The organism is Geobacter sp. PheSNFMC (genome assembly GCF_059620965.1).
This window is the reverse complement of sequence record NZ_JCAMRN010000019.1, coordinates 1-25,975: the sequence shown is the minus strand read 5'-3', so window position 1 is coordinate 25,975 and position 25,975 is coordinate 1. Positions and strand designations below refer to the sequence as shown.

Here is a 25,975-nt window from a genome sequence, read left to right as displayed (position 1 = left end):
ACCGAGGTACCCCATGTCCCTTCACCGTTTTTCACGCACCGAGATCCTGATCGGCCCCGAAGGGCTTCAGCGGCTGCACGGCTCGACTGTTGCCGTGTTCGGCCTCGGCGGGGTCGGCAGCTTCGCGGCAGAGGCCCTCTGCCGTGCCGGGATCGGCCGGCTGGTCCTCGTCGATTTCGACGATATCTGCCTCACCAACGTCAACCGGCAGCTCCACGCCCTGGACGGGACCGTGGGGCGCGCCAAGGTGCAGGTCATGGCCGAACGCCTCCGCCTCATCAATCCCCGGACGGACATTGTCCCCCACAAGGACTTCTACGAGGCGGGGAACAGCGACTTCCTCCTTTCGGGGGGTCATGACTACGTGGTGGACGCCATCGACCACATCACGAGCAAGCTCCACCTGATCAGAAGCTGCAAGGAGCGGGGGCTGCCCATCGTCTCAAGCATGGGGGCCGCCAACAAGCTCGACCCCACCAGGATCCGGGCGGCGGATATTGCCCAGACGAGCACCTGCCGCATGGCCAAGGTGGTGCGAAAGCTCCTCCGCAAGCAGGGGATCACAAACGGTGTCAAAGTGGTCTACTCCACCGAAGAGTATCGCGAACAGGCCATGCCTGATGCCGGGTGCAGATCCGACTGCATCTGCCCCAACAAAGAGGAACAACGGTTCTCCTGTGAGCACCGCCGGACGATCCTCGGCAGCATCTCCTTCATCCCCAGCATATTCGGACTCACCATGGCCGGCATCGTGGTGAACGACCTGCTGGAGCCCCGTTGAAAATTGCGTTGACCGGTTGAACGGCGCATAACTGCCGCTATACTGTGTTTACACAATCGATATGATGGGATGAAAGGAGGAATACTTCATGGGCAAGGAATATTCGGTACAGGAAGCTCTTAAGCTGGCAATCAAGGGTGAAAAGGACAGCATGGACTTCTACCGCAAGGCAGCGACCGTTACCAAGAATGAACGGGCCAGGAAAGTCTTCGACCTGCTCGCCAATGAAGAAGTCGGCCACCTCAAGGCATTCTTCGACCACTACAAGGGGGGCGATTTCGGCGACATCGCTGCCTACATGGCCCAGCCGGTCGACACCAAGAATCCGACCTACATGGCGCTCGTGAAGGCCATCGATGAGGAAACCCACGAGCAGAAAGCGCTCGAAATAGCCCTGAAAGAAGAGAAGGCCTGCATCGACCAGTACACCGTCCTTGCCAAGGACATTATCGATCCCCTGGTCAAGGGAATTTTCCAACAGGTCATCAAGGAGACGGAAAAGCATCTGGCGCTGATCGAGGAGGAGTATCGGCACGTCATGACCATGGTCCACGAGTCGGACCAGGACACATACGTGCGGGAATAATCGGAAAACTCACGGGATTTCTTCACCCCCATGAACAAGAGCGGCCCAGCGTCAGGGGCCGCTCTTTTCGCGTCATGGAGTCGTGCGGGCCGAGCTCACGGCTCAGCGGAGCGGGCCTCAGCCGCCGCCAATGGAACAGGCGTGGCCGACCGCCGGCGCACCGCCGGCCGAGCTGCCCACGGCGGGGGCGGAGATGAGTCTTCTGACCCGGTCGGAACCGCACGCAGGGCAGGATGTCTCGCGCTCGCCCGTGCCCATCTTCTGGAGCAGGGAAAACGTCCCGCCACAGTCCTCACAGCGATATTCGTATATCGGCATCTGCAACCTCCTATCTGCTCTATTTATATTCAAAATATCATATATTGCGTGGTTTAATCAATGCGATTCTGGCCCTGCCACGGGACGAATAACCGGCGCGCTGGACGGAAAAAGGGCGGCCCCTTCAGAGGCCGCCCTTTTTTCAGCAGAAGATAGTGCCGCTCGTTAGCCCATCTTGGCCAGAAGCGGCACAATGAGAAGCGACACGATGTTGATGATCTTGATCATGGGGTTGACGGCCGGGCCGGCGGTATCCTTGTAGGGGTCGCCCACGGTGTCGCCCGTGACGGCAGCCTTGTGGGCTTCACCACCCTTGCCGCCGTGATAGCCGTCCTCGATGTACTTTTTGGCGTTGTCCCAGGCACCGCCGCCGGTGGTCATGGAAATGGCGACGAAAATGCCCGTGACGATGGTGCCGACGATCACGCCCCCCAGGGCCTTGGGGCCGAGGGTAAAGCCGATGATGACCGGTGCGGCGATGGGAATGATGCCCGGGATCACCATTTCCTTGAGGGCGCTCTTGGTGACGATGTCGACGCAGGCGGCATAGTCGGGCTTGCCGGTGCCTTCCATGATCCCCTTGATCTCGCGGAACTGGCGGCGGACCTCTTCAACGACCGAGCCGCCGGCCTTGCCGACCGCCTCCATGCAGAGGGCGGCAAAGTAGTAGGGCAGCATGCCGCCCAGGAAGAGACCAACGATGATGTAGGGGTCGGCCAGGCTGAACTCGATGTTCTGCCCCGCCAGCTTCAGCTCGTCCACGTAGGAGGTGAAGAGAATGACCGCGGCCAGACCGGCGGAACCGATGGCGTAGCCCTTGGTGACGGCCTTGGTGGTGTTGCCCACGGCGTCCAGGGGGTCGGTGACGGCGCGGACCGAATCGTCCAGTTCGGCCATCTCGGCGATGCCGCCGGCGTTATCGGTGATGGGGCCGTAGGCGTCCATGGCAACGACGATACCCGTCAGCGACAGCATGGACACGGCGGCAATGGCGATGCCGTACACGCCGGCGCACTGGAACGCCACGATGATGCCGGCGGCGATGACGATGATCGGCATGGCCGTGGACTTCATGGAAACGCCGAGGCCTGCGATGATGTTGGTGGCGTGGCCCGTGGTGGAGGCCTGGGCAATGTGCTTCACCGGGGCGTACTCGGTGGCGGTGTAGTATTCGGTGATCCAGAAGATGGCACCGGTGACCACCAGGCCGACGATGGCGGAGATGAAGATGCTGGTGGCGGAGTAGCCCGTGGGGTTCCCTTCGGGGAACATCTGAACCGTGACGAAGTAGAAGGCGATACAGGCGATGACGCCGGAGGCGATCAGACCCTTGTAGAGGGCGGGCATGATCTTCTGGCTGGCGCCGAGCTTGACGAAGAAGGTGCCGATGATGGAGGCGATGATGGAGATGCCGCCGAGGATCAGCGGATAGGTCACCGCGCCGGAGAAGTTGTTGAAGGCAATGGCGCCCAGCAGCATGGCGGCGATGAGGGTAACGGCATAGGTTTCGAACAGGTCGGCGGCCATGCCGGCGCAGTCGCCCACGTTGTCGCCCACGTTGTCGGCGATGACCGCCGGGTTGCGCGGATCGTCCTCGGGAATGCCGGCTTCAACCTTGCCAACCAGGTCGGCACCCACGTCGGCCCCTTTGGTGAAAATACCGCCGCCGAGACGGGCGAAGATCGAGATCAGGGAGCCGCCGAAGCCGAGGCCCACCAGTTGGCTCACGATATCCTTGACCGGAGCGCCGGGCATCAGTTGCTGCAGCACCAGATAGTAACCGGCCACACCCAGGAGCCCGAGGCCGACCACCAGCATGCCGGTGATTGCCCCGCCCTTGAAGGCCACGTTGAGAGCCTTGTGGATGCCGGACTTGGCGGCTTCAGTGGTCCGGATATTGGCGCGGACCGAAACGAACATGCCGATGAAGCCGGTCAGGCCGGAGAAAACGGCGCCGATGGCGAAACCGACCGCGGTTTTCATCCCCAGCGTGGCGAACAGGGCAATGAACATGACCACGCCGACCACGGCGATGATGGTGTACTGGCGCTTCATGTAAGCGCCGGCACCCTCCTGGACCGCTGCGGCGATCTGGCGCATCCGCTCGTTCCCCTGGGGGAGCCCCAGGATCCACTGGGCCGAGGCGAGGCCGTAGACAACGGCCGCCGCAGCACAGGCCAAGGCGAAATAGACTGCATACTGTTCCATGAACCAACCTCCTATGATAGATAGCCGAACAGGCCGTGTTTCCGCAAAAAAAGCCCCGCGTCCGCAGAGCGAAAAACGAAAAATTGTTATAGGAAACCATGCGAATTGTCAATGTTAAAATGCCTTATGCGCCCCCTGTGGCGGCAATAGTGCAAAGAGGCTTGTTGACTCGTGCAAAGCCTGATAGTATTGAACAATTATTGACGTAGACTCCCAAATGCAATAAAATACCAATCACATGGAACAGAAAATTCAATTCAAAGAATCAAAGCTTCAGGCCCTCGAAACGGGGTGCCGCCAAAACGGGTTCGCCATGACCGTCCAGCGCCGGGTCATCATGGAGGCACTGGCGGAACGGACCGACCACCCCACGGCCGATCAATTGTATGATACGGTCAAGGGCCGTCTGCGCGGCATCTCCCGGACAACGGTGTATCGTGTCCTGGAGACCCTGGTGGGCATCGGGGTCGCGCAAAAGATCAGCAATCCGGAGGCAAAGGCCCGATTCGATGCAGACACCGAGCGTCACCATCACGCGGTCTGTTCCCGGTGCCAGCGGGTAAGCGACATTCACGACCCCCAGCTCAACGCGCTTCCGATGCCGACCGGCGAGATCGGGGGGTTCACCATCACCGACTACTCCATCAACTTCAGCGGGCTGTGCGCCGACTGTCGTTAGATCAGTCTCTGACAAAAGGAGGGATTTCATGAAAAAATGGCGTTGCGTTGTCTGCGACTACATCCACGAAGGCCCCGAACCGCCCGACACCTGTCCCGTGTGCGGCGTCGGTCCTGATCAATTCGAAGAAATAACCTGAGAAGACCCGGTTTCACTGCATGACATCAAGGATCCGTTGCGCCAGGGAGGGTTGATAGATGGAGTTCGCAACACTGGAAGACATTATCCGCTTCGCCGTTCAACGGGAAGAAACCGCCTACCGCCTGTACAAGACGGCGGCAGAGAAGGCCACAAGCATAGCGGCACGCAAGATGTTCGAAGAGATGGCCCATGAGGAGGCGGGTCACAAGCACGCCTTTGAGAACCTGAACATCGAAGGTGCCGAGCGCTACACCTTTGCAGAACGGCCTGACATGAAGCTGGCCGAGTACATGGTCGACCTTCCGTTCAGGGAGGACATGGACTACCCGGAGATTCTCCGCTATGCCATGAAGACCGAGGAATCGGCCTACAAACTCTACATGGCCGCGTCCGAAATGACCGACGACCCGAAACTCAAGCGGATGCTCATGGTGCTCGCCGATGTGGAAAAGGGCCACAAGCTGAAGGTCGAAGCCCTGTACGACGAGAAAGTACTCACCGAGATGTAGCAGGAACCGGCGGCCTGGATGCAGAGACGCCTCCACGCCCCTCCGGCCCTCCCCCTTTGGTGAGGGCCGTTCATGTTTCAAGAGCACGGAATCATCACTCCCAACCGACACAGAAGGAGGTTACGCCAGTGAAAGCTGTTGAAATAAGACAAGGTGTGTTCTGGGTGGGCGCCGTTGACTGGGCGGTGCGCGACTTCCACGGTTATGAAACCCCGCGCGGCACCACCTACAACAACTTCCTCATCATGGACGAGGAAATCACCCTCATCGATACGGTGAAGTACGATTTCGCCGACCTGACCATCAAGAACATCGCCGGAATTGTCGATCCGGCACGGATCAAGAACATCATCATCAACCACATCGAAAACGACCACGCGTCCAGCCTTGACCGGATCATGGCCCTGGCTCCCCAGGCGACAATCTACATATCCGAAAAGGGTCGTAAAGGCCTTGAGCGGTTCTTCGACCTTTCAAACTGGAGCGTCAAAACGGTCAAGACCGGCGACACCCTCTCCATCGGCTCCCGCACCCTGGAGTTCCTGGAAACCCCCATGCTCCACTGGCCCGACTCCATGGTGACCTATTCGCGCCAGGACCGTATCCTGTTCACCCAGGATGCGTTCGGCCAGCACGTGGCCTCGGCCAGCCGGTTCGACGACGAATTCGAGAAGAGCGATTCGGCCGCTGAACTCGAAGACGCCGTCGTCGACTACTACGCCAACATCCTGATGCCTTTCGGCCAGATGATCAAAACCAAGATAGCGGAAATCCAGGCAAAGGGATTCGACATCGACATCATCGCACCGGACCACGGCCTCATCTGGCGTGCCAACCCGGGCAAGGTCCTCAATATGTACCTGGACATGGCCAATGGAAAAGCGAACGAATCGGTCGTCATCATCTACGACACCATGTGGCAGAGCACCGAGAAGATGGCGGTCCCCATTGCCGAGGGAATCAGGGCCGAAGGGCTCGACTGCCGCGTCGTAAAGCTGCGGGCCACCCCCATGAGCGTCGCCATCAAGGAGTTCTGGAAATCGCGCGGCGCCCTCATCGGCTCGCCGACCCTGAACAACATCCTCTACCCCTCCGTGGCCGAATTCCTGACCCACCTGCGGGGACTGCGGCCCAAGAACCGGCTCGTGGGCGCCTTCGGCAGCTACGGTTGGGGCGGAGGCGCGGTGCGGGACGCCTATGAAGAATTCAAGAAAATGGGACTGCAGGCCGTCGAGCCGGGATACCAGATACCCTATCGTCCTTCCCGGGCCGACGAGGAGGGCGCCTTCGAATTCGGTCGCACCTTTGCCCGGCAGGTCATCGAGTACCACAAGGGATTCTGACCCCCGTGGCCCCGTAAATTCGCACCGGAACGGGCGCGGCCCCGCGTGCCCCGCCTGTTCCGGCTTTCTTGCGCTTTGCTGCACGAACCTGTATCATTGAACCCCATGGACCTGAAGTACGGCGACACTTCATTCCCCCTGGCAATCCCCCCCGAGCGTCTCATGGGCGTCATCCGCCCGTCGGCGCCCGACCCGGACGGCGACCCGGCAGCCATCATCTCCGAAGCCCTGGACCGCTGCGCCGACACCATCGCCACCTTCAGGCCGGGCGAACGTGTCGTCATCGTCACCTCGGACATCACCCGCTCCACCGGGAGCGAGATCTACCTCCCGCTCCTGGTGGAGCGTCTTGCGGCCGCAGGTATCCGGGAGCGCGACATGGAAATCGTCGTGGCCCTCGGCATCCACCGCAAGCAGACGAAACACGAACATCGGCGGATCGCGGGCCCCCTCTACGGCCGGATTCGCATCACGGACCACGAGTGTGACGACCCCGGCAAGCTCGTCATGGTCGGCCGCACATCCACCGGCATCGACGTGGTGGTGAACCGCACGGTGGCGGAGGCCGACCGGGTGATCCTCACCGGAGCCATCGGCTTCCACTACTTTGCCGGCTTCGGCGGAGGACGCAAGAGCATCCTGCCAGGCGTGGCAGGCCGTGCCAGTTGCATGGCGAGCCATTTCGCCGTTCTGAATCCCGGCGAAGGCACCGGCAGAAACCCTCTGGCCACCACCGGCAACCTGGAAGGCAACCCGGTCCACCGGGCCATGGTCGAGGCCTGTGCCATGGTGGCCCCCGAATTCATCCTGAACACGGTCCTGTCCCCCGCCAAGCGAATCATCGCCGCCTTTGCCGGCCACTGGCGCGAGGCACACGAAGAGGGGTGCCGTTTCTATGCCGAACGGTTCTCCTTTCCCCTGGAGAAGCAGGCTGACCTGGTGGTCGTTTCCTGCGGCGGCTACCCCAAGGACATCAACGTCATCCAGTCCCACAAGTCCATGGAGTACGGCTGTCAGGCCCTCCGCAGGGGAGGCGTCATGATCCTACTGGCCCAGTGCCGGGACGGCTACGGCAATGCAACGTTCTTCGACTGGTTCCGGTTCCGGGACCTGGATGCCTTTGAAGCGCGGCTGCGAAGCCACTACGAAATCAACGGCCAGACCGCTTACTCGCTGCTGCAAAAGGCCCGAACCTTCAGCATCATCCTGGTTTCTGACCTTCCCCCGGAGGAGGTGCGGGCCATGGGAATGACCCCCGCCAGGACCCTCGACGAGGCCATGGCAACGGCGACGGGCCTGCTCCCGGCCGACTATGCCGCCTACGTCATCCCCGAGGGGGGGACGGTGCTGCCGATAACGATGTAGGGGCAAACCTCGTGTTTGCCCGATCTTGGGCGATCACAAGGATCGCCCCTACAAAGGACATTGCAACAATGATTGATTCCCGCATCATTCAAGAATTGAAACTAATCGTCGGCACCGACAACGTGGCGACCGACCGCCAGGATCTGCTCTGCTACGGCTATGACGCCACCCAGATGGAATTTCTCCCCGACGCCGTGGTCCACCCGGGCTCGCCGGAGGAGATCGCCGCCATCCTGAAGCTGGCCAATGCGGAGCGCTTTCCGGTCTTTCCCCGGGGCGCCGGCAGCGGCTTCACCGGCGGCGCGCTCCCCAAGGGGGGCGGCATCGTCCTGGTCGTTACCCGGCTGAACCGCATCCTCCGCATCGACACCGAGAACCTGGTCGCCGAGGTGGAGCCGGGTGTCGTCACGGAGCAGTTCCAACAGGAGGTGGAAAAGCTGGGGCTCTTCTACCCCCCCGATCCGGCCTCCCTCAAGTTTTCCACCTTGGGCGGCAACGTGGCCGAGAACGCCGGCGGCCCCCGCTGCGTCAAGTACGGCGTCACCCGCGACTTCGTCATGGGTCTGGAAGTGGTGCTTCCCACCGGCGAGATCATCCGCACCGGCGGCGAAACCTACAAGGGAGTGGTCGGATACGACCTGACCCGCCTCCTGTGCGGCAGCGAGGGAACCCTCGGGATCATCACCAAGATCATCTTCAAGCTGTTGCCGCTGCCCGAGGCCAAGAAGACCATGCTGACCATCTTCGATTCCATCGACGGCGCGGCAAAGGCGGTCTCCACGATAATCGGCAACAAGATCATTCCCACGACCCTCGAGTTCATGGACCACGCCACCCTCCAGTGCGTGGAGAAGCGCTTCAATCTGGGGATTCCGGCAGAGGGGCGGGCGGTGCTCCTGATCGAGGTGGACGGAGACCGGGACCTGATCGAAAAGCAGGCGGCACGCATCCAGGACCTGATCAGGCCCCTGGGCCTCGTGGAATGCAAGATCGCCCGGGACGCGGCCGAATCCGAGGCCCTCTGGAAGGTGCGGCGCCTGGTGTCGCCATCGTTGCGGGACGTGAATCCGGACAAGTTCAACGAGGACATCGTGGTCCCGCGCTCGAAGGTACCGGACGTCATCCGCGCCATCGACAGGATCCGGCAGAAGTATGACATTCCCATCGTCAACTTCGGCCATGCGGGCGACGGCAACATCCACGTCAACGTCATGGTCGACAAATCCGTGGCCGGGCAGGAGGAAAAGGCCCATCAAGCCATCGGTGAAATCTTCCAGGCCGCCCTGGACCTGAACGGTACCATGTCCGGCGAACACGGTGTTGGCCTGGCCAAGCAGCCTTACATCCACCTGGAGCTGAAGCCGGCCCAGGTGGCGGCCATGCAGGCCGTCAAGAAGGCTTTGGACCCGAACAACATCCTCAATCCTGGGAAGATGTTCCCGAGAGAAGATTGAAGGATAAATTCTTCTTTTCAACACAGAGCAACAGAGAAACCTTTTTCCCGAACATAGCTCAGTTGCTCGGCTGCTCTGTGTTTCATAAGGGCTTTTTATGATTCAGAAGGACTCAAACGTGTCTGCCTTGCAGCGAGTCGAAAACGAATTGAAGAAATGCGTCAAGTGCGGCGCCTGCCGCGCCCATTGCCCGGCCTTTGCAGCCTGGCAGCGTGAGCCGGCCGTGGCCCGCGGCAAGGTGGCCGTTGCCCAGCACATCCTCAAGGGGGACGTGGAGCTGGACGACCAGACCTACGCGATCATGTCCAAGTGCCTGCTCTGCGGCAGTTGCGTGGAAAAGTGCCCCAATGACGTGCCCACCGACGAGATCGTCGTCACCGCCCGGGAAGTCCTGGCCCGGCGCCGCGGGCTCACCACCTTCCACAAGGCCGTGGGGCAGGTCATTAAGAACCGCCGGCTGATGTCCTTCGGAGCCCTTGCCGCCGCAATCCTGGGGCCGCTCTTTTTCCGCAAGGTCCCCCAGACCTCGGGGCTGCGGCTCCGTTTCCCCCTTCCCTTTGTGGGAAACCGTCGCCACATTCCCCAGATCGCCCGCAAGCCCTTCATGGACCGCCATCCGGAGGTCATTCAGGGCGAGCCGGGCAAACCCCGCGTTGTCTTCTACGTGGGCTGCATGACCAACTTCGTCTACACCGAAGTGGGCGAGGCAGCCCTGGCCCTGTTCCGCCACCTGGGATGCACCGTCATCATCCCCAAGGGACAGGGATGCTGTGGTCTTCCGGGCATGTCCGGCGGCGACCTGGACACTGTCCGCGGCCTTGCCGAACAGAACCTGGCGGCCCTCGAGAAGTATGAGGCCGACTATGTCATGACTGCCTGCGCCACCTGCGGCGGGGCGCTCCACAAATTCTACCCCGCCCTCATCGGCAAGCGGCACCCGGAGCTGGCAACGCGGATCAGGGCCATTGCCGACAAAACGGTCGACGCGGCCCAACTCCTCCAGCAGCTCGGGCTGCATCCGGAGGAAACGGGGGCGGGCGAGCGCCTGAAGATCACCTACCACGACCCCTGCCACCTGCGGACCAGGAACATCACCCGCCAGCCCCGCGAACTACTGAAAGGCTCTCCCGGGGTCGAACTCGCGGAGATGGAGGGTGCCGACAAATGTTGCGGACTTGGCGGCACCTTCAATGTCTATCACTATGACGCGTCCCTGAAGATCAATGAGGGAAAGAGCGCGGCCATCGAAAAGACCGGTGCCGACGCGGTCGTCACCGGTTGTCCCGGCTGCATGATGCAGCTCTCCGACGGGCTCAAGCAGCGGGGTAACCGCACCCGTGTCATGCATACCCTTGAAGTGCTCGCCCGGGCGCTCGGAAAGTAATCGATTCAGGGGAGCGGGGGTGCACGCCCCGCTCCCCTATCCACATGCTCCCGAAAAAATCGTTCTAGTTCTCCCAATGCCCCGTTGAGACGCTCTCCCTCCCCCCCGTGCCATCGCTCACCCGCCATAAACTCTTAAGCCAAGATAAAAATTCTTTTATTGACATTACACGGTTGATTGAGGTATTACACAATCGAATAAAAACCAGTTCTATTTCTTAAAACACAACGGCGTAAAATAAAAACAAGGAACCGGTGCGCCGACACCGCTTCCGTCTGCCGACGACGTTGTGGGTGTTCCGGAGAGGTGGATGACCGAGTATAATATCGGGGCAAAAATCAAAAAGCTCCGTCTCGCCAAAAAGCTGACGCTCCAGGCGGTGGCGCGCGAAACCGGTTTTTCCCCGGCCCTCATCTCCCAAATCGAGAACAACAACGTTTCTCCGCCCATTGCCACCCTTTCGAAGATCGCCAAGTTCTTCGATGTGAAGATCAGCCTTTTCTTCTCAGAGGATGAGGAGGAGCACCGCTACGAAGTGGTGCGCCGGGGTGAACGCAAGGTCATCCCGCGCGTTATCTCCCGGGCCGGAACCAGCCAGGGCTACTCCTACGAATCACTCTCCTTCCGCAAGCAAAACAAAAAAATGGAGCCGTTTCTGCTGACGGTCACTGAAAAGGCCGCAGAAGAAAACACCTACAGCCATGACGGCGAGGAGTTTCTGTTCGTCATGAAGGGAACGGCTGAGCTTTTGCTTGAGGATGAGCGCGTCGTCCTGGAAGAGGGTGACTGCGTCTACTTTGATTCCTCCCTGAAACATCGCCTCCTTTCCAAGGACGGCAGTGAAGTACAGGTCCTCGCCGTAGTCACCCGTTGAACGGGTACCATCCGAACAGGTTCATGGGGCCGGTCCGCTACACGTGCCCCTTTTTTTATACAACTCACCGTATACGGCAGATGCATTTACGGGTCACGGCCCGCACGGGACGGGTACCCCGGGCTACTTATGTTGGAATCCATTACGCAGAGGAGGATGTGTGAATGAAGTGTGAAGCACGGCAGTCGCATGCAGCTAAATCCACGTACCGGAAGGATTGCGGAGATGTCCATGAAAGCAACTAAACCGTCATTGAACAACCCCTTTGACCCGCCCGAGAAAGTGGAGTTCACCATCCCGGGGGAGATTTCACGCACGACCGGTCCCTATGAAGAAGCCATGAAGGAAGGGTACGACCTGATCCAGCGCCCTATCAAATCGGTCAGCATCGATCAGATCGAAAAGCAGCACTTCAAAAAGCGGATGACCGTATGGGAGCGGATCAAGGTGCTCACCGACAAGGAGCCCAACGTCCTCTACCAGAACTGGGGCAAAAACCTGGACGGCGCCTCGCTGGTAACCGCCATCCTCAACATCGGCGGCCGTGATGTGGCGGTATACGGCCACGACTTTACCGTACGCGCCGGTTCCATCGACGCCACCAACGGCAGCAAACTGGCCCGTCTCTTCAACATGGCCGGCGAAAAGGGGATTCCCCTCATCGGCATGAACGACTCCGCAGGCGCCTTCGTCCCGGCCGGAGTCGGCGGTCTCGACGGCTACGCCGAGGCGTTCACGGCGCTGCGCAAGATCAGCGGCGTAGTCCCCTCCATCATGTGCATGTTCGGCTTTAATGCCGGCGGCGGCTCCTACCTGCCGCGGCAGGGGAGCTTCGTCATCCAGCCCGCCGACACCTTCTTCGGCCTCACCGGGCCCGGCGTCGTCAAATCGGTTCTCGGCGAGGACATCACTCCCGATGAGCTCGGCGGTCCCAAGGTCCACGGCAGATCGGGCGTGGCCGACCTGACCGTCTCCGACGAGGTGGCTGCCCTCCGGACAGCGGTCCGGCTCCTGTCCTACATTCCGGACAACAACAGCGTGGGCGCCCCGCTCCAGGAGACCAGCGATCCCCTGAACCGCAAGACCTGGGAGATCAACACCCTCCTGAAAAAGGCCTTCAACTCGCCGACCGGCTTCAACACGCCGTTCGACGTGTCCATCATCATCCAGCAGATCTGCGACCATGGCGACTACTTCGAACTGCAGCCCGAGCGGGCACGGGAGGCGGTAACCGCCTTCGGCCGCCTGGGGGGTCAGGTCGTGGGCTTCGTGGCCAACAACTCGGCCGTGGCCTCGGGTCAGATCGACTGCGACTCGGCGGTGAAGATCGCCCGGTTTGTCCGGTTCTGCAACATCTACAATATTCCCATCATTTTCATGGAGGACACCACCGGCTTCCTGCCGGGCCGCGAGCAGGAAAGCCGCGGCATCGTCCAGGCCGGCCGCTCCATGCTCGACGCCATCGTCGACGTCCGCACCCCGCGGATCCTGCTGATTCTCCGCAACGCCTTCGGCGGTGCCTACGCCTCCTACAACAACTACCCCACAGGCGCAGACCTGGTACTGGCCCTTCCCACAACCCGCCTCGCCGTCATGGGGCCGGCCGGCAAGGAATTCGTCTACAAGGACGAAATCCGCAAGATCCGCGGTGCCGTTGCCGACATGATCAAGAAGGGGGTTGAAGAGCGCACCAAGGCCGGCATGGAGGCCGGAGCCGCCAAAAAAGATGCGGAGAAAGAAGCGGCCGAGTGGCTGAAGGGCCAGGAAACCGCCCTGAACCAGCGATACGAAAAAGAACTGATGAATCCGAAGGAAGGTCTGGCCTTGGGCTCAATCTCCTCCATCGTGATGCCGACCGATCTGCGCCAGGTACTCGGCGAAAACATCGCCTTCCTGATGCGGCACTACAAGCCGTCGCCCATGTGCGGCCCGCAGCGCGAGTTCCACTAAGCCAATAATCACCTTCACCAACATAGAGCAACCGAGGATTACAGAGCCGACAAAAAAGTGCTGACACCCCATCGCTAACCTGTGAAATCTGTTTGATTTTCTCAGTTGCTCAGTTGCTCGGTGCTTCAAAAAGTTTTTTTATCTTAATCTGGAGATAGAAACCAATGACCGACCTGTACAATAACAACCCCCTCATTCACCGGGACCGCCGGCTGAGCACGTCCGTTTCCGAGTGGGTGCGCTCCTTTGCCTGTGAAGACCTGAAGCCGCTCATCGTCTGCCGCGGTCCCATCCGCAAGGAGGCCATGGATGTCTTTGAGGAGATGGGAATCTCCCACTACGGCATCCTCCTCTCCGAGAAGGACTCCATAGTCTACGCCAATGCCCTGGCCCCGGAACTGCGCCAGTTGACCGATTCCAACCGGGTCCACCGAGTGCCCGACTATACCGGCGCCACCAAGGAGGAGCGGGTCGAGCGGATCGGCCAGATCATCCAGATCGCCAAGGACAACGGCTACGACTCCATCTTCGCCGGTTACGGCTTCATGGCCGAAGACGAGGAGTTCGTGGCAGCCATCGAAAACGCCGGTCTCTCCTTCATGGGCCCCAACTCCTGCACCCAGGCGGACGCCGGCAAGAAGGACGAGGCCAAGCGGACCGCCCTGCAGGTAGGGGTCAGCGTTACCCCCGGCATCAACAACGTTACCGCCCGGACCCTGGTCGCGAAGCACCCGACCCGCGAGGCACTCCTGGCCCTGGCAAAGGCCAATGGCCTCGACGTGGATGTCAAGGTACTTGGAGACGCGAAGCTTTCCCTGGAAGAGCTTGCCGACGAGATCCTCTACGCCTCCTACGCCAAGGGGATCGACCTCTACTCCATTGAGGAACTCTCCGCCCAGGTGCAGGTGGAAGTGGAGAACATGTTCCGGGAGTACCCCGGCAGCCGGATCCGCCTCAAGGCCATCGGCGGTGGCGGCGGCAAGGGACAGCGGATTCTCGGCGCCTCCCTCCTCAACATCAAGAAGCCCACCGACGCCCGGATCAAGGAAGCGGCCGCCGAGGCCCCGGGCCTGGTCCGGGAGGTCCTGAACGAGGTCAAGGCCAACGGCGTGGGCGACAACAAAAACGTCCTGATCGAGCTCAACATCGAGCAGACCCGCCATAACGAAATCCAGCTCCTGGGCAATGGCGAGTGGTGCATCTCCATGGGGGGCCGCGACTGCTCCCTCCAGATGCACGAGCAGAAACTCCTGGAAATCTCCGTCACCCAGGAAGGGCTGGCAGCTGCCATCGACAAGGCCAAGAATGCCGGGCGCACCGCCGAGGTGAAGGCCCTGGAGAGCGATCTCAAGGTCCTCAAGCGGATGGAGGAGGATGCCGCCAAATTCGGTGTTGCCGTAGGGCTCGACTCCGCCTCAACCTTCGAGTGCATCGTGGACCGGGACCGCTACTACTTCATGGAGGTGAACACCCGCATCCAGGTGGAGCACCGGGTCTCGGAGCTCTGCTACTCCCTCAAGTTCACCAACCCCAAGGACAAGAACGACTTTTTCATCGTCGAATCCCTGGTTGAGGCCATGGCGCTTCTGGTGCGCCACAAGAAGCGGCTCCCCAAGCCGGAACGGATTCCCCGGTTCGGCGCCGGCGCCGAGGCGCGCCTCAACGCCACCGACGCCTCCCTCTCCCCCCACGCCGGCGGCATGATTCGCTACTGGTCGGCCCCCATCGAAGGGGAAATCCGCGATGATCAGGGAATCTGCCTGGTCAACCCCGACACCGGCATGTTCATGCGCTACAAGGTTGCCGGAGCCTACGACTCCAACATCGCCCTCCTCCTCACCAAGGGGGAGGACCGCCTCGACAGCTACCTGAAACTCTCCGAGGTGCTGGGCAAGACCACCCTGCGGGGAACCGACCTGGCCACCAACCTGGAGTTCCACTACGGCCTGGTCAACTGGTTCCTCGGCCAGAACGTCATGGCCAAGCCGACCACCCGCTTCGTGGTTCCCTACCTGACCCTGGTGGGCTTGTTGAAGGAAGAGGCCAACAAGCTCGATACCCTCTTTGCCTTCATCCAGATGAAAAAAGCCTATGCCAAGAAAATGGCCGAGCAGTTCCCCGATGACCCGAAGATCGCCAAGGAGATGTCCGCGATCCTCGATCGCAAGGGGACCCTCGTCACCCGTCCCATGGACCGGCTCCTGGCCGATCCCCACCTCCTCTCGGGGTGGCTCTCCGTCAACCGGAAGAACTTCGCCATGGAAAACGGGAAGGTGGTCTGGCACGACAACCCCTTCGTGATCCTGGGGGACACCTACGAGTACCTCAACATGTCCTATGACCCGGCAGCACCGGCCGCCGACGTCATCTGGAGCCACGATAACGACCTGCTCCAGAGGGGGCTGCGTTTTTACACCACCCTGGCCGGGAAGTTCAACCTCGGGCTCCACGAGTTCGATGCCCTCTCGGCCCTCCTGGCCAACGAGAAGCCCCAGGGCGGGTTCTCTGCCGGGGAGTGGCTTGAAATCCAGTCGGCTCACATGGGCTTCGAGGCGGGCCTCGAACTTCTCGGCATGCTCTTCATCATCGCCGAGACCGTGAAGTTCTGGGACTTCAAGGTGGAGGAAGACCTGGAGGTCACCATCCCCGACTACCTGAACGATCCGGAGTTACAGGCCAGGATGAAGAAGGTGCTGGTCCCCCCTCCGGCCACCAAGGCCGACGAGGTCGTTGCCATGTGCGGCGGCATGTACTACGGCCAGGAAGCCCCGGGCATGCCCCCCTTCGTAACCGAGGGGATGCATTTCGAGAAGGGGCAGCCCCTCTACATCATCGAAGTCATGAAGATGTTCAACACCGTCCGGGCCACCTTCTCGGGCACCATCGACAAGATCATCATGCAGGGGGCCGACGGCAGCATCGTCCAGAAGGGGCAGCCCCTCTTCAAAGTAACGCCTGACGAGAAATTCGTGGAAGTGAACCCGGAAGAACTGGAGCAGATCAAGCGCGAACGGACCGCAGCCTATCTCAAGGCTGTTCTCTAGGCGCGGGGCGGACTGATACGCAGAGGGCTCCGTGCCACATCCGGAAGCCCTCACCGTACCCGCCGACCCTGCCCGAAAAGGCGGGGTCGGCTTTTATGGGGCGCAGGACGTCAGCGGCACCCTGCGCCACAGAACCCGCAGACAGGGCGTAGCGCAGCACAGCCCCGACGAATACCACTTACCGCCATAGAGGAGGATACCGTGAAAAAAGGGAAACTGATCGTTATCGAGGGAATCAGCGGCTCCGGCCAGCAGGTCAAGGCAGGCATCGTGGCGCTCCACAGCACCCTCGTGGAGAACAAGTACGATGTCGTCGAATGCGCCAATCCCGATTCAGGCCGGGCAAAGGAACTGGGAATCGCCAACCTGCTCAACTGGCCCTTCGGCAGAACCCCCCGGGCCGACTTCTTGTTCGAGAGCGCGGTCCGGACCGAAGTATTCAAGAACGTCGTCGAGCCAGCCCTGGAGCAGGACAAGATAGTTCTCTGCAAGCAATCGAGCATTTCATCCCTGGCAAACGCCTGGGTCAGCGGCTACACCAAGCATTTCGACGTATTGCGCCATATTGACAAGATTTCCAGGGGATTTCTCTTCGAGGACGAGATCTATCCGGATCTGACCATCTTCATCGACGTACCGGCCCAGGAGGCCTTCGAGCGGGTCGAGGACGTCCTTCAGATCCACCACGAAGGGGGTATCGACTACTACAATCAGATGCGCGAGTTCTATCTCAAGGAGATTTCCCGGTGGCGCGGGGTCAGAATCGACGCCTCCGCCGACAGGCATCCTGAAATAATCAATGCCGAAATCTGGGACGTGGTCAAGAAAATCCTCTAGGCCACGCCCGTGCACCACACCGCAGCTCTGACGCCCCGGATGGGGCGTCTCTGCGTACGGTGCCATGACTCTGCAGAAAACTCAGAGACTCCCAACGCATCAGAAGGAGATATCCATGAGCATCAGCGAAAAGAAACAGGCTTGGCAGGATACTGTCGTAGCCAAGAATATTGCCAAGGCGCCCGAGCGGAAGACCGAGTTCCGGACCACCTCCGGCATCGAGATGGAGCGCTGCTTCACCCCGGCGTTCGAAGACTACCCGGGTTACGGGGAAACCCTCGGCTTCCCGGGCCAGTACCCCTTTACCCGGGGCGTACAGCCCACCATGTACCGGGGGCGTTTCTGGACCATGCGGCAGTACGCCGGCTTCGGCACGGCGAAAGAGTCCAACGAGCGCTACAAATACCTCCTCCAGGCGGGTCAGACCGGTCTTTCCGTCGCCTTCGACCTTCCCACTCAGATGGGCTACGATTCCGATGCCGCCATGGCCGCCGGCGAGGTGGGCAAGGTGGGGGTCGCCATCGACTCCCTGGCCGACATGGAAGTGCTCTTCGACGGCATCCCCCTTGACCAGGTCTCCACCTCCATGACCATCAACTCAACGGCCGCCATCCTCCTTGCCATGTATATTGCCGTGGCCGAGAAACAGGGGGTGCCGGCCGACAAGATTTCCGGCACCATCCAGAACGACATCCTCAAGGAATACATGGCCCGCGGCACCTACATCTACCCCCCTCGCGAGTCCATGCGGATCATCACCGACATCTTCGCCTACTGCAAAGACTGCGTTCCCAAATGGAACACCATCTCCATCTCCGGCTACCATATCCGCGAGGCCGGCTCCAGCGCGGTGCAGGAAGTGGCGTTCACCCTGGCCGACGGCATCGCCTACGTGGATGCCGCCATCAAGGCAGGCCTGTCGGTTGATGAATTCGCCCCCCGTCTTGCCTTCTTCTTCAACGCGCACAACAACCTGCTGGAGGAAGTGGCGAAATTCAGGGCCGCCCGTCGCATGTGGGCCACCATCATGAAGGAACGCTTCGGCGCCAAGGACCCCCGGTCCATGATGCTGCGTTTCCACACCCAGACCGCCGGCTGCACCCTCACCGCCCAGCAGCCCGACAACAACATCATGCGGGTCACCATCCAGGCGCTGGCAGCGGTGCTTGGCGGCACCCAGTCGCTCCACACCAACTCCCGCGACGAGGCATTGGCGCTGCCCACCGAGGATTCGGTCCGTATCGCGCTCCGCACCCAGCAGGTCATCGCCTATGAATCGGGCGCCGCCGACTCCATTGACCCGCTGGCCGGCAGTTTCCTCGTGGAATCCCTCACCGACCAGATCGAACGGGCCGCGTTCGACTACATCGAGAAGATCGACCGCCTCGGCGGAGCAGTGGAGGCCATCTCGCGCGGCTTCCAGCAGAAGGAGATCCAGGACTCGGCCTATGCCTACCAGCGTGCCATCGAAACCGATGACATGATCATCGTCGGGGTCAACCGGTTCACCATCCAGAACGAGCCCCAGCCCGAACTCCTCAGAATCAAGGAAGAGGTGGAGATCGCCCAGAGGAAAGCGCTCGCCGAGATGAAAACCAAGCGGGACAGCGCGAAGATCCAGGAGGCTCTCAAGGCCCTCGAAGCCGCTGCGCGGGGCACCGACAACCTGATGCCCCCCATCCTGCAGGCCGTCAAGACCTATGCTACCCTTGGCGAGATTGCCGACGTACTGAGGGGTGTCTTCGGTGTGCACCGGGAGACGGTGGTTCTGTAGCTCCATCAAGGGACGGCTCAAACGAGCCGTCCCTTCAGTGAAAAGGACACGCAAATGCTCAGTAAAATCAACCACATCGGCATCGCCGTCAAATCCCTCGACGAAGCAGCCCCCTTTTACCGCGACCATCTCGGCATGGCCTTCACGGGAACCGAAGAAGTGGCAGAGCAGAAGGTCCGGGTTGCCTTCTTCCAGATCGGTGAAACCAAGATCGAACTCCTGGAGCCCACGGCCGAAGACAGCCCCATCGCCAAATTCCTGGAAAAGAACGGCAACGGAATTCATCATATCGCCTATGAGGTGGATGATATTGAAGCGGCCATCGCGAAACTGGTCGCGGACGGAACCCGGATGATCGACAGCGCGCCCCGCGCCGGCGCGCACGGGGCGCGCATCGCCTTTGTTCATCCGAAGAGCAGCGGCGGCGTTCTCACGGAACTGTGCCAGGCAGGGCACTGAGCGTCAACCTGTGGCGGGAGGGTCTGCCGATGCAGTCTGCCACTGAATTTTCTCTTGACTTTTGTCCTGCATTGACTATAGTGGCGTAAATTTTAAAACACCATTTTGTTTCGAGGTGATGGCAACGAAACACGGCTGCAACATGGGAACAGCAGAGAGCTGCGGATGCACGTCCATGAATTACGACTATTTTGGCATTGACAGACAAGCCCTTAATGGGCGATAGTTAATCGGCTTGAGGACCTTGATGCGAATGTATCCGGATAATCGTGCGATCCTGCATATATGTAACAAGAGAAAACCCTTTCCGCGCCTGATGCATCAGGTGGTGTAAAGGGTTTGTCTTTTGGAGGGGGTACCATCGGGATACGTATCCGATACTTGATCTGAAAGGTGGTGGTCAACGGGGCTTCTTACGCATTCAAGGCAGGCTTCACCAGCAACCATGCTGTCTTATCACCAATGAAGGAGGCAATGATGAAAAAGAAGATTTTTGCAGTGGCTGCCGCCGGTGCCATGACCGCTGCGACGGCAGTTCCGGCCCTGGCGCTGGAGAACGAGTTCCACGGGATGTTCCGGGTGTTCGGGACCATTTCCAACTATGGTTCCACTAATGCTTCTGGCAGCACCATCGCTGGCGTCCTCACGCCGGACCTGTCCAGCGACGCCCCCACGCGGGGTTACATGGAGCAGCGGGCACGCCTCATGTACATCGCCAAGGCCAACGACGACCTGAAACTGGTCACTCACTTCGAGATCGACTCCCGCTGGGGCGACAACGCGTACAACAGCAACAATACCACCCGCAATAACGGTGGCGCGATCGGCGCCGACCAGACAAACCTGGAAACGAAGAACGTTTACCTGGACTTCAACATTCCGTCCACGCCCCTCAACTTCAAGGTCGGTATCCAGCCCTGGGTCGACTCCTACGGCGGCATACTCGTGAACGCCGACATGGCCGGCGCCTTGGCGACCGCAAAGTACGCCGGGTTCACCAATTCACTCGGCTGGTTCCGGTTCAACGAAGATGCAGGTTCCCTGCCCGGCAAGGCAACCCGCGACTTCATGATCCTCGACACCAAGTACAACCTCTCCAAGGACATCAGAATCGGTGGGTCCTACTACCTCCTCACTGACGACCGCGCTGCCAGCGACAACACCTATACCCACATGATCGGCGTCAACGCCGACATGAAGTTCGATCCGGTGACCGTCGGAGCGTTCGGTATGTACCAGTTCGGCGACACCCCCTCCACTGTCAACAGTGACCTGAGCGCCTTCCTCGTCGGCACTACCGCCAAGGCCAAGGTCGGCATCGGCACCGTAAAGCTTGCCGCCCTCTACGTGTCTGGTGAGCAAAACGCCAACACCGACAGCAGCGCCTTCCAGCCGATCAACTCCGAGAGCAGCTTCTACGCCGCCGACATGCAGATCATGCTCCGCAACAAGTGGAACGTCAACAATGATCGCTCGCTCGTCCAGAACATCTCCAACTTCTACGGCGCCTTTGTCGGCTACGACGCCAACATCACCGACAAGCTCTTTGCCAACGTGAACGCAGGCTTCGGCTTCGCCGCACAGACCGCCGGAAAGGGCACTGCCGCTGAACCCGACAGCAGCTATCGCGGCACTGAACTCAACGCCGAAGTCGGCTACAAACTCTTCGACAACATGACCGTCATGGCCCAGGGCGCTTACTTCATCCTCGGCGACTTCTATCAGAAGACGAAGGGTGGCGTCGACAACAATCTGGATGACCCCTATCAGGCACGCCTGATGGTGAACTACGCGTTCTAAGCGATGTGCCGCATCGGGAACTGCTTGTTCCCGATGCAGCGCTTGCAAATTCTCAACTGCCTGCTTTACTGGGCAGTACCAGTTCCATTACTTGAATCGGAGGTTAATTCATGAAAAAGATGGCAATCATGGTTATGGCCGCCTTCATGATGTCGGCCACGGTGCCGGCTCTCGCGGCAGAAATGACCAAGGAAGAGAAGGACATGTGCCTCCTGGCGTCCAAGAACTGCGGCATGGAGGTCGATTCGCTCCAGAAGAAGATCAAGAAGCTTAACGCCGAAATCAAGAAGGGCAAGAAGGTCTACTCGGCCGATGAGATCAAGAAGCTCCAGCAAAAGCTGGATGAGGCCAACAGCCTGCTCGACCAGATCCTCACCGGCACTGGCGGCGGCAACTAAGCCCAGCGCGACATGGCAGTTCCCCGAGGGGAGAGGAAACTCTCCCCTCTTTTCGTTCAACGCCTTGCATTGCCTGCATTTTCGCCACTATTGCTTTGACATGGCTGGTGCGGTTTGCAATAATCTGCCGGTCACGGCTTCAGCCTGCGCATCCAATTACAGAGCCTTCGGGGGCCACGATGAAAAAGCTTGCCATTTTTGCCTGTTCCTTGCTGCTGCTCATCCTTGCTGCCGGCATCGCATCCGCAGCCCAGATCAAGGTGTACGTCTCGGAGTTTGCCATAACCGGGGCCGCCAACAAGGATGAACTGAAGACGACCCTTCAGACGCTCCTCGCTTCTCGCCTGAGCGGTGACTCGCTGCTGTCGGTGGATTCTCCGGCCGGGGCCGATGTCCTGGTAAAAGGGAGCTACATCGCCTTCGGCAAAATCTTCAGCATCGATGCAGTGGCACGGGACGCGGGGGGCAGGGTCATCGCCCGCTCCTTCCAGCAGGGCGAGAGCCAGGATGAGTTGATCCCCGCAGTGGGCAAGCTCGGGCAAGGACTGGCAACAGAGATCGCTGCCAAGGCGGCCGCCGCACCATCCACGCCGGCGCAGCCCCTGCGCAGCATGCCGGCACCTGTCGCGCAGGACATCGAAAAACCGGAGCAGGCGAGCGGCGGCGACATCGTGCGCACCCCATTGGCCAGCGATATCGTAAAGCCCCAGGATGTTACCAGAACAGCCAGTGGCGGTTGGCTGAGTCAACGGCTCACCGGCGAACTCATGGCCATCGCCCCCGGCAAGCTCATGGCCGATGGCTCCCAGGACTTCTACATTGCCGGCGACAAGTCCCTTCGGCTGTACCGCAAGAGCGACAGCCTCAAGCTCCTGGCCGAGGTAACCTTCGGGGCGCGGGAAAAAGTGCTCGGCATCGATTCGGCCGATCTGGACAAAGACGGTATGCCCGAGGCGTATGTAACCATCATGGACGGCGAATCCCTCGCCTCCCAGGTCTGGGTCGCCGACGGCAACAACCTCAAGCGGGTTGCGGCCAAGCTTCCCTACTATTTCCGCGGCATTGCCCTGGATGGCGGGGAGCGGAAAATCTACGTGCAGCAGATGAGCAGCGACCGGGATTTTTACGGCGACATCTTTGAGCTTGCCACGTCGGGCAAATCCTACGAGGCAAAAAACCCCTTCAAACTTCCCCGGTTCGGATATCTCTATAACTTCAACCGCTTCCGTGACAGCACCGGCGCCGGCAATTGGGTGGTGATCAATGACGATGGCTACCTCATCGTCTATTCCCCGGCCGGCGAAGAGCTATGGCGCAGCAGCGACAAATTCGGCGGCAGCGAAACGTATTTCCTTCGTGAGGACCTGGCCAACGTGCGCACCACAGGCGATCCCAACCGCTGGGTATTCCTGGAGCAGCGCATCACCGTGACCCCGACGGGCGACGTAATCGTCCCCAAGAACGACGGCATGTTCGTGGTCGGCAACAACCGGGCCTACAAGAAGAGTTCCGTCTACTGCTTCGCCTGGAACGGCTCGTCGCTGGACGAAAAGTGGCATACCAAGCAAAGCCAGAACTATTTGCCCGACTACTTCTACGATCACAGCCGGCGGGAGCTGGTCAATCTCGAGATCGTCAAGAAGGAAGGTCTCCTGACCGGCGGCGCCAGCATGGTGGCGGTGCGCAAGGTTGAATGACCGCGTCCGACTGGAATGCACGCTCAAGGGGCCCTGCGGCCCCTTTTCCGCCTGTGGGCGCGGGGATATAATCATTGACATACCCCCGCTCAACTGCTAGGATTTTCGGGTTTTTCGTCCACTTACCCCTCACGGGCCCCTACAGACAGGTCAACACACGTGACTCCGATACCCCCCATAGAAGCCCCCCTTCCCAAGGGGGTGACAGATTTTCTCCCTGAAAAGGCCGACAAGATCGGCTACATCGAGGGCAAAATCCGCAAAGTCTTCGAGCTCTGGGGGTTCCGGCGGATCATCACGCCGCTCCTGGAGTTCGAGGACGTGATTGCAGCCGGCCTCGGCGACGACCTGAAGGCGAAGACATTTCGCTTCGATGACCGCCAAAGCGGCAAACTGATTGCCGTTCCTTCCGACATTACGCCCCAGATCGCCCGCATCGTGGCAACCCGCCTGAGGGGTTATCCCCTGCCCCACCGTATTTGCTACAGCGGGAGGGTGCTGCGCCATGCGGAGCTCCAGTCGGGTCGGAGCCGCGAGATCTTCCAGTCGGGCGTAGAGCTCATCGGCCTCGACTCGCCCGAAGCGGATGCCGAAATGGTTGCCATGGCAGTGGAAGCCCTCAAGGGGCTCGGTTTCGAGGACTTCAAGATCGACCTGGGACACGTGGGATTCATTCGGGGAATCATGACGGCGTCGGGGCTCGAAGTGGCGGTGCGCTGCCGGCTTCAGGAGGCCATCGGCAAGAAGGACCTGTCCGCGGTCAAGTCGATCCTGGCGGAGTCGCCCCTCCCTGATGCGGCAAAGGATGAACTGGCCGCCCTTCCCCGCCTGTTCGGCGGCCGCGAGGTGCTGGACGAAGCCGGGCGCGTGGCGACCAACGACACCTCGCGCCGGGCCCTGGACAACATCTCGCAGGTTCTGGACTTACTCGATATTCATGGAGTTTCAGACCATTTAACCATTGATCTGGGCGAAGTTCGCGGGCTTGACTACCATACCGGCCTCACCTTCGAAGGCTTCGTGACCGGCATGGGCGAGGCCGTCTGCAGCGGCGGCCGCTACGACACGCTCACGGCGCGCTACGGTTTTCCGGCACCGGCCACGGGCTTCACCTTCAACGTACTGGCGCTTCTGTCGGCCCTTGAGAAGAGGCCCGACGTGGAAGCGAGCAAGACCCGGGACATCCTCATCTTCAATCAGCAGGACGACCGGCGCGAGGCGCTCGAAATCGCCCAGCAGTTGCGGCGCCGGGGATATACCACCGCCCGCGACATCATACGCAGAAATCTCGACGATTCGCTCGACTACGCGCGCCGCATGAACATCCTCCGCATGATGGTGGTCGGCGGTGACCAGTGCGGGCCGGACGAGGTCTACCTCGTCCGCGTTGCAGACGGACAGGGACAACGGATAAAGAAGGCAGAGGTGTTCAGCGAACGGTTTTCGCTGGACGCCGGACCTGACAAGGAGTCTTAAATGGCTAACGTGGTTGTGGTTGGTGCCCAGTGGGGCGACGAAGGCAAGGGAAAGGTCGTTGACATCTATACCGAGCATGCGGACGACGTGGTCCGTTTCCAGGGGGGAAACAACGCCGGTCACACCCTGGTCGTAGGGGAGGAAAAGGTGGTTCTCCACCTGATCCCCTCGGGCATTCTCCACGAGGGTAAACGGTGCATCATCGGCAACGGCGTGGTTCTCGACCCCGAGGTCTTCATCCAGGAGATCACCCGCCTCAAGGACAAGGGCCGCCTCAAGGACGACAGGGCGCTCCTGGTCAGCGAATCGATCCACATCATCATGCCCTACCACAAGCGGATCGACATCGCCCGCGAAGCCAAGAGCGGCGAAAAGAAAATCGGCACCACCGGCCGGGGGATCGGCCCCACCTATGAGGACAAGATCGGCCGGCGCGGCATCCGGCTCATGGACCTCCTCGATCGCGACGTGTTTGCGCGCAAGCTAAAGGAAAACCTTGAGGAGAAGAACGTCATTCTCGAAAAACTCCTGGGCGACAAGCCCTTCACCTTCGAGGAGATTTACGAGCAGTACTGCGGCTATGCCGACATCCTCAGAAACTACGTGGCCGACACGAGCCTCATCCTTTACAACGACAGCAAGGCCGGCAAGAAGCTCCTCTTCGAGGGAGCCCAGGGCACGCTCCTGGACGTGGACCACGGCACCTACCCCTTTGTTACCTCCTCATCCACCTGCGCGGGCGGTGCCTGCACCGGCACTGGCATGAGCCCCCGGGACATCCATGAGATCATCGGCATATCCAAGGCCTATGTCACGCGGGTCGGCAGCGGCCCGTTCCCCACGGAGCTTCTTGACGCCGATGGCGAGAAACTGCGCCAGGTCGGCCATGAATTCGGCG

Annotated in this window: 22 protein-coding genes; 20 read left to right on the top strand and 2 right to left on the bottom strand. The window is 60.5% G+C overall.

Annotated features, from left to right (window positions below; all coding sequences use genetic code 11):
* The first annotated feature begins 13 nt into the window (after positions 1–13).
* Complete coding sequence (locus AC6CDK_RS06035) at positions 14–781, top strand: tRNA threonylcarbamoyladenosine dehydratase (RefSeq protein WP_039647150.1); 768 nt, start codon at positions 14–16, stop codon at positions 779–781.
* A gap of 88 nt (positions 782–869) precedes the next feature.
* Complete coding sequence (locus AC6CDK_RS06030; RefSeq protein ID WP_039647152.1) at positions 870–1,367, top strand: ferritin family protein; 498 nt, start codon at positions 870–872, stop codon at positions 1,365–1,367.
* 117 nt (positions 1,368–1,484) lie between these two features.
* Here AC6CDK_RS06030 and AC6CDK_RS06025 read toward each other — a convergent pair whose 3' ends face one another.
* Positions 1,485–1,685: an FmdB family zinc ribbon protein gene (locus AC6CDK_RS06025; protein ID WP_039647154.1), complete on the bottom strand. Its 201-nt coding sequence runs from the start codon at positions 1,683–1,685 to the stop codon at positions 1,485–1,487.
* A gap of 165 nt (positions 1,686–1,850) precedes the next feature.
* Positions 1,851–3,893: a sodium-translocating pyrophosphatase gene (locus AC6CDK_RS06020; protein WP_039647156.1), complete on the bottom strand. Its 2,043-nt coding sequence runs from the start codon at positions 3,891–3,893 to the stop codon at positions 1,851–1,853.
* Positions 3,894–4,131: 238 nt separating this feature from the next.
* Here AC6CDK_RS06020 and AC6CDK_RS06015 point away from each other — a divergent pair, with 238 nt between their 5' ends.
* The 18 genes from AC6CDK_RS06015 to AC6CDK_RS05930 all read left to right on the top strand — a co-directional run.
* Positions 4,132–4,572 carry a Fur family transcriptional regulator gene (locus AC6CDK_RS06015; protein WP_039647158.1) on the top strand — a complete coding sequence of 147 codons (441 nt, stop codon included), beginning with the start codon at positions 4,132–4,134 and terminating at the stop codon, positions 4,570–4,572.
* Positions 4,573–4,600: 28 nt separating this feature from the next.
* Complete coding sequence (locus tag AC6CDK_RS06010; RefSeq protein WP_039647160.1) at positions 4,601–4,711, top strand: rubredoxin-like domain-containing protein; 111 nt, start codon at positions 4,601–4,603, stop codon at positions 4,709–4,711.
* A 58-nt stretch (positions 4,712–4,769) separates the two neighbouring features.
* Complete coding sequence (locus AC6CDK_RS06005) at positions 4,770–5,222, top strand: ferritin family protein (protein WP_039647162.1); 453 nt, start codon at positions 4,770–4,772, stop codon at positions 5,220–5,222.
* 128 nt (positions 5,223–5,350) lie between these two features.
* Positions 5,351–6,565, top strand: coding sequence for an FprA family A-type flavoprotein (locus AC6CDK_RS06000; protein WP_192905897.1), 1,215 nt, complete (start codon positions 5,351–5,353; stop codon positions 6,563–6,565).
* A gap of 105 nt (positions 6,566–6,670) precedes the next feature.
* On the top strand, positions 6,671–7,930 hold the full coding sequence (locus AC6CDK_RS05995; protein WP_192905902.1) for a lactate racemase domain-containing protein: 1,260 nt from the start codon (positions 6,671–6,673) through the stop codon (positions 7,928–7,930).
* 68 nt (positions 7,931–7,998) lie between these two features.
* Entirely contained in the window at positions 7,999–9,384 is a 1,386-nt protein-coding gene (locus AC6CDK_RS05990; RefSeq protein WP_192905898.1) for an FAD-binding oxidoreductase, read from the top strand.
* A gap of 118 nt (positions 9,385–9,502) precedes the next feature.
* Positions 9,503–10,768 carry a (Fe-S)-binding protein gene (locus AC6CDK_RS05985; RefSeq protein ID WP_192905899.1) on the top strand — a complete coding sequence of 422 codons (1,266 nt, stop codon included), beginning with the start codon at positions 9,503–9,505 and terminating at the stop codon, positions 10,766–10,768.
* Between the two features lie 310 nt (positions 10,769–11,078).
* Positions 11,079–11,642: a helix-turn-helix domain-containing protein gene (locus AC6CDK_RS05980; protein WP_039647172.1), complete on the top strand. Its 564-nt coding sequence runs from the start codon at positions 11,079–11,081 to the stop codon at positions 11,640–11,642.
* A gap of 225 nt (positions 11,643–11,867) precedes the next feature.
* Positions 11,868–13,592, top strand: a complete 1,725-nt coding sequence (locus tag AC6CDK_RS05975; RefSeq protein ID WP_039647174.1) for an acyl-CoA carboxylase subunit beta — start codon at positions 11,868–11,870, stop codon at positions 13,590–13,592.
* Between the two features lie 164 nt (positions 13,593–13,756).
* On the top strand, positions 13,757–16,636 hold the full coding sequence (locus AC6CDK_RS05970; protein ID WP_039647176.1) for an ATP-binding protein: 2,880 nt from the start codon (positions 13,757–13,759) through the stop codon (positions 16,634–16,636).
* A 201-nt stretch (positions 16,637–16,837) separates the two neighbouring features.
* A complete protein-coding gene (locus AC6CDK_RS05965; protein ID WP_039647178.1) occupies positions 16,838–17,473 on the top strand; it encodes a dTMP kinase in 636 nt (211 codons plus the stop codon).
* 115 nt (positions 17,474–17,588) lie between these two features.
* Positions 17,589–19,247 carry an acyl-CoA mutase large subunit family protein gene (locus AC6CDK_RS05960; RefSeq protein WP_192905900.1) on the top strand — a complete coding sequence of 553 codons (1,659 nt, stop codon included), beginning with the start codon at positions 17,589–17,591 and terminating at the stop codon, positions 19,245–19,247.
* Between the two features lie 54 nt (positions 19,248–19,301).
* A complete protein-coding gene (mce, locus tag AC6CDK_RS05955) occupies positions 19,302–19,706 on the top strand; it encodes a methylmalonyl-CoA epimerase (protein ID WP_039647183.1) in 405 nt (134 codons plus the stop codon).
* A 477-nt stretch (positions 19,707–20,183) separates the two neighbouring features.
* A complete protein-coding gene (locus AC6CDK_RS05950) occupies positions 20,184–21,506 on the top strand; it encodes a hypothetical protein (protein ID WP_039647185.1) in 1,323 nt (440 codons plus the stop codon).
* A gap of 110 nt (positions 21,507–21,616) precedes the next feature.
* Positions 21,617–21,904 (top strand): hypothetical protein, encoded by a 288-nt coding sequence (locus AC6CDK_RS05945; protein ID WP_039647188.1) that lies wholly within the window; start codon positions 21,617–21,619, stop codon positions 21,902–21,904.
* A gap of 179 nt (positions 21,905–22,083) precedes the next feature.
* Positions 22,084–23,601: an FG-GAP repeat domain-containing protein gene (locus AC6CDK_RS05940; RefSeq protein WP_039647190.1), complete on the top strand. Its 1,518-nt coding sequence runs from the start codon at positions 22,084–22,086 to the stop codon at positions 23,599–23,601.
* A 159-nt stretch (positions 23,602–23,760) separates the two neighbouring features.
* Positions 23,761–25,077 carry an ATP phosphoribosyltransferase regulatory subunit gene (locus AC6CDK_RS05935; RefSeq protein WP_066358141.1) on the top strand — a complete coding sequence of 439 codons (1,317 nt, stop codon included), beginning with the start codon at positions 23,761–23,763 and terminating at the stop codon, positions 25,075–25,077.
* The coding region (locus tag AC6CDK_RS05930) for an adenylosuccinate synthase (RefSeq protein ID WP_496639772.1) at positions 25,078–25,975 on the top strand (898 nt) is incomplete at its 3' end.

Excerpts from the sequence above, each read along its gene's own strand:
- AC6CDK_RS05960 (WP_192905900.1), top strand. The coding sequence starts at position 17,589 with ATGAGCATCAGCGAAAAGAAACAGGCTTGGCAGGATACTGTCGTAGCC.
- AC6CDK_RS05945 (WP_039647188.1), top strand. The coding sequence starts at position 21,617 with ATGAAAAAGATGGCAATCATGGTTATGGCCGCCTTCATGATGTCGGCC.
- AC6CDK_RS06020 (WP_039647156.1), bottom strand. The coding sequence starts at position 3,893 with ATGGAACAGTATGCAGTCTATTTCGCCTTGGCCTGTGCTGCGGCGGCC.
- AC6CDK_RS05980 (WP_039647172.1), top strand. The coding sequence starts at position 11,079 with ATGACCGAGTATAATATCGGGGCAAAAATCAAAAAGCTCCGTCTCGCC.
- AC6CDK_RS06015 (WP_039647158.1), top strand. The coding sequence starts at position 4,132 with ATGGAACAGAAAATTCAATTCAAAGAATCAAAGCTTCAGGCCCTCGAA.
- AC6CDK_RS05970 (WP_039647176.1), top strand. The coding sequence starts at position 13,757 with ATGACCGACCTGTACAATAACAACCCCCTCATTCACCGGGACCGCCGG.
- AC6CDK_RS06005 (WP_039647162.1), top strand. The coding sequence starts at position 4,770 with ATGGAGTTCGCAACACTGGAAGACATTATCCGCTTCGCCGTTCAACGG.
- AC6CDK_RS06030 (WP_039647152.1), top strand. The coding sequence starts at position 870 with ATGGGCAAGGAATATTCGGTACAGGAAGCTCTTAAGCTGGCAATCAAG.
- AC6CDK_RS05990 (WP_192905898.1), top strand. The coding sequence starts at position 7,999 with ATGATTGATTCCCGCATCATTCAAGAATTGAAACTAATCGTCGGCACC.
- AC6CDK_RS05975 (WP_039647174.1), top strand. The coding sequence starts at position 11,868 with ATGTCCATGAAAGCAACTAAACCGTCATTGAACAACCCCTTTGACCCG.
- AC6CDK_RS06010 (WP_039647160.1), top strand. The coding sequence starts at position 4,601 with ATGAAAAAATGGCGTTGCGTTGTCTGCGACTACATCCACGAAGGCCCC.
- AC6CDK_RS06025 (WP_039647154.1), bottom strand. The coding sequence starts at position 1,685 with ATGCCGATATACGAATATCGCTGTGAGGACTGTGGCGGGACGTTTTCC.
- AC6CDK_RS05950 (WP_039647185.1), top strand. The coding sequence starts at position 20,184 with ATGAAAAAGAAGATTTTTGCAGTGGCTGCCGCCGGTGCCATGACCGCT.
- mce (WP_039647183.1), top strand. The coding sequence starts at position 19,302 with ATGCTCAGTAAAATCAACCACATCGGCATCGCCGTCAAATCCCTCGAC.
- AC6CDK_RS06035 (WP_039647150.1), top strand. The coding sequence starts at position 14 with ATGTCCCTTCACCGTTTTTCACGCACCGAGATCCTGATCGGCCCCGAA.
- AC6CDK_RS05940 (WP_039647190.1), top strand. The coding sequence starts at position 22,084 with ATGAAAAAGCTTGCCATTTTTGCCTGTTCCTTGCTGCTGCTCATCCTT.
- AC6CDK_RS05995 (WP_192905902.1), top strand. The coding sequence starts at position 6,671 with ATGGACCTGAAGTACGGCGACACTTCATTCCCCCTGGCAATCCCCCCC.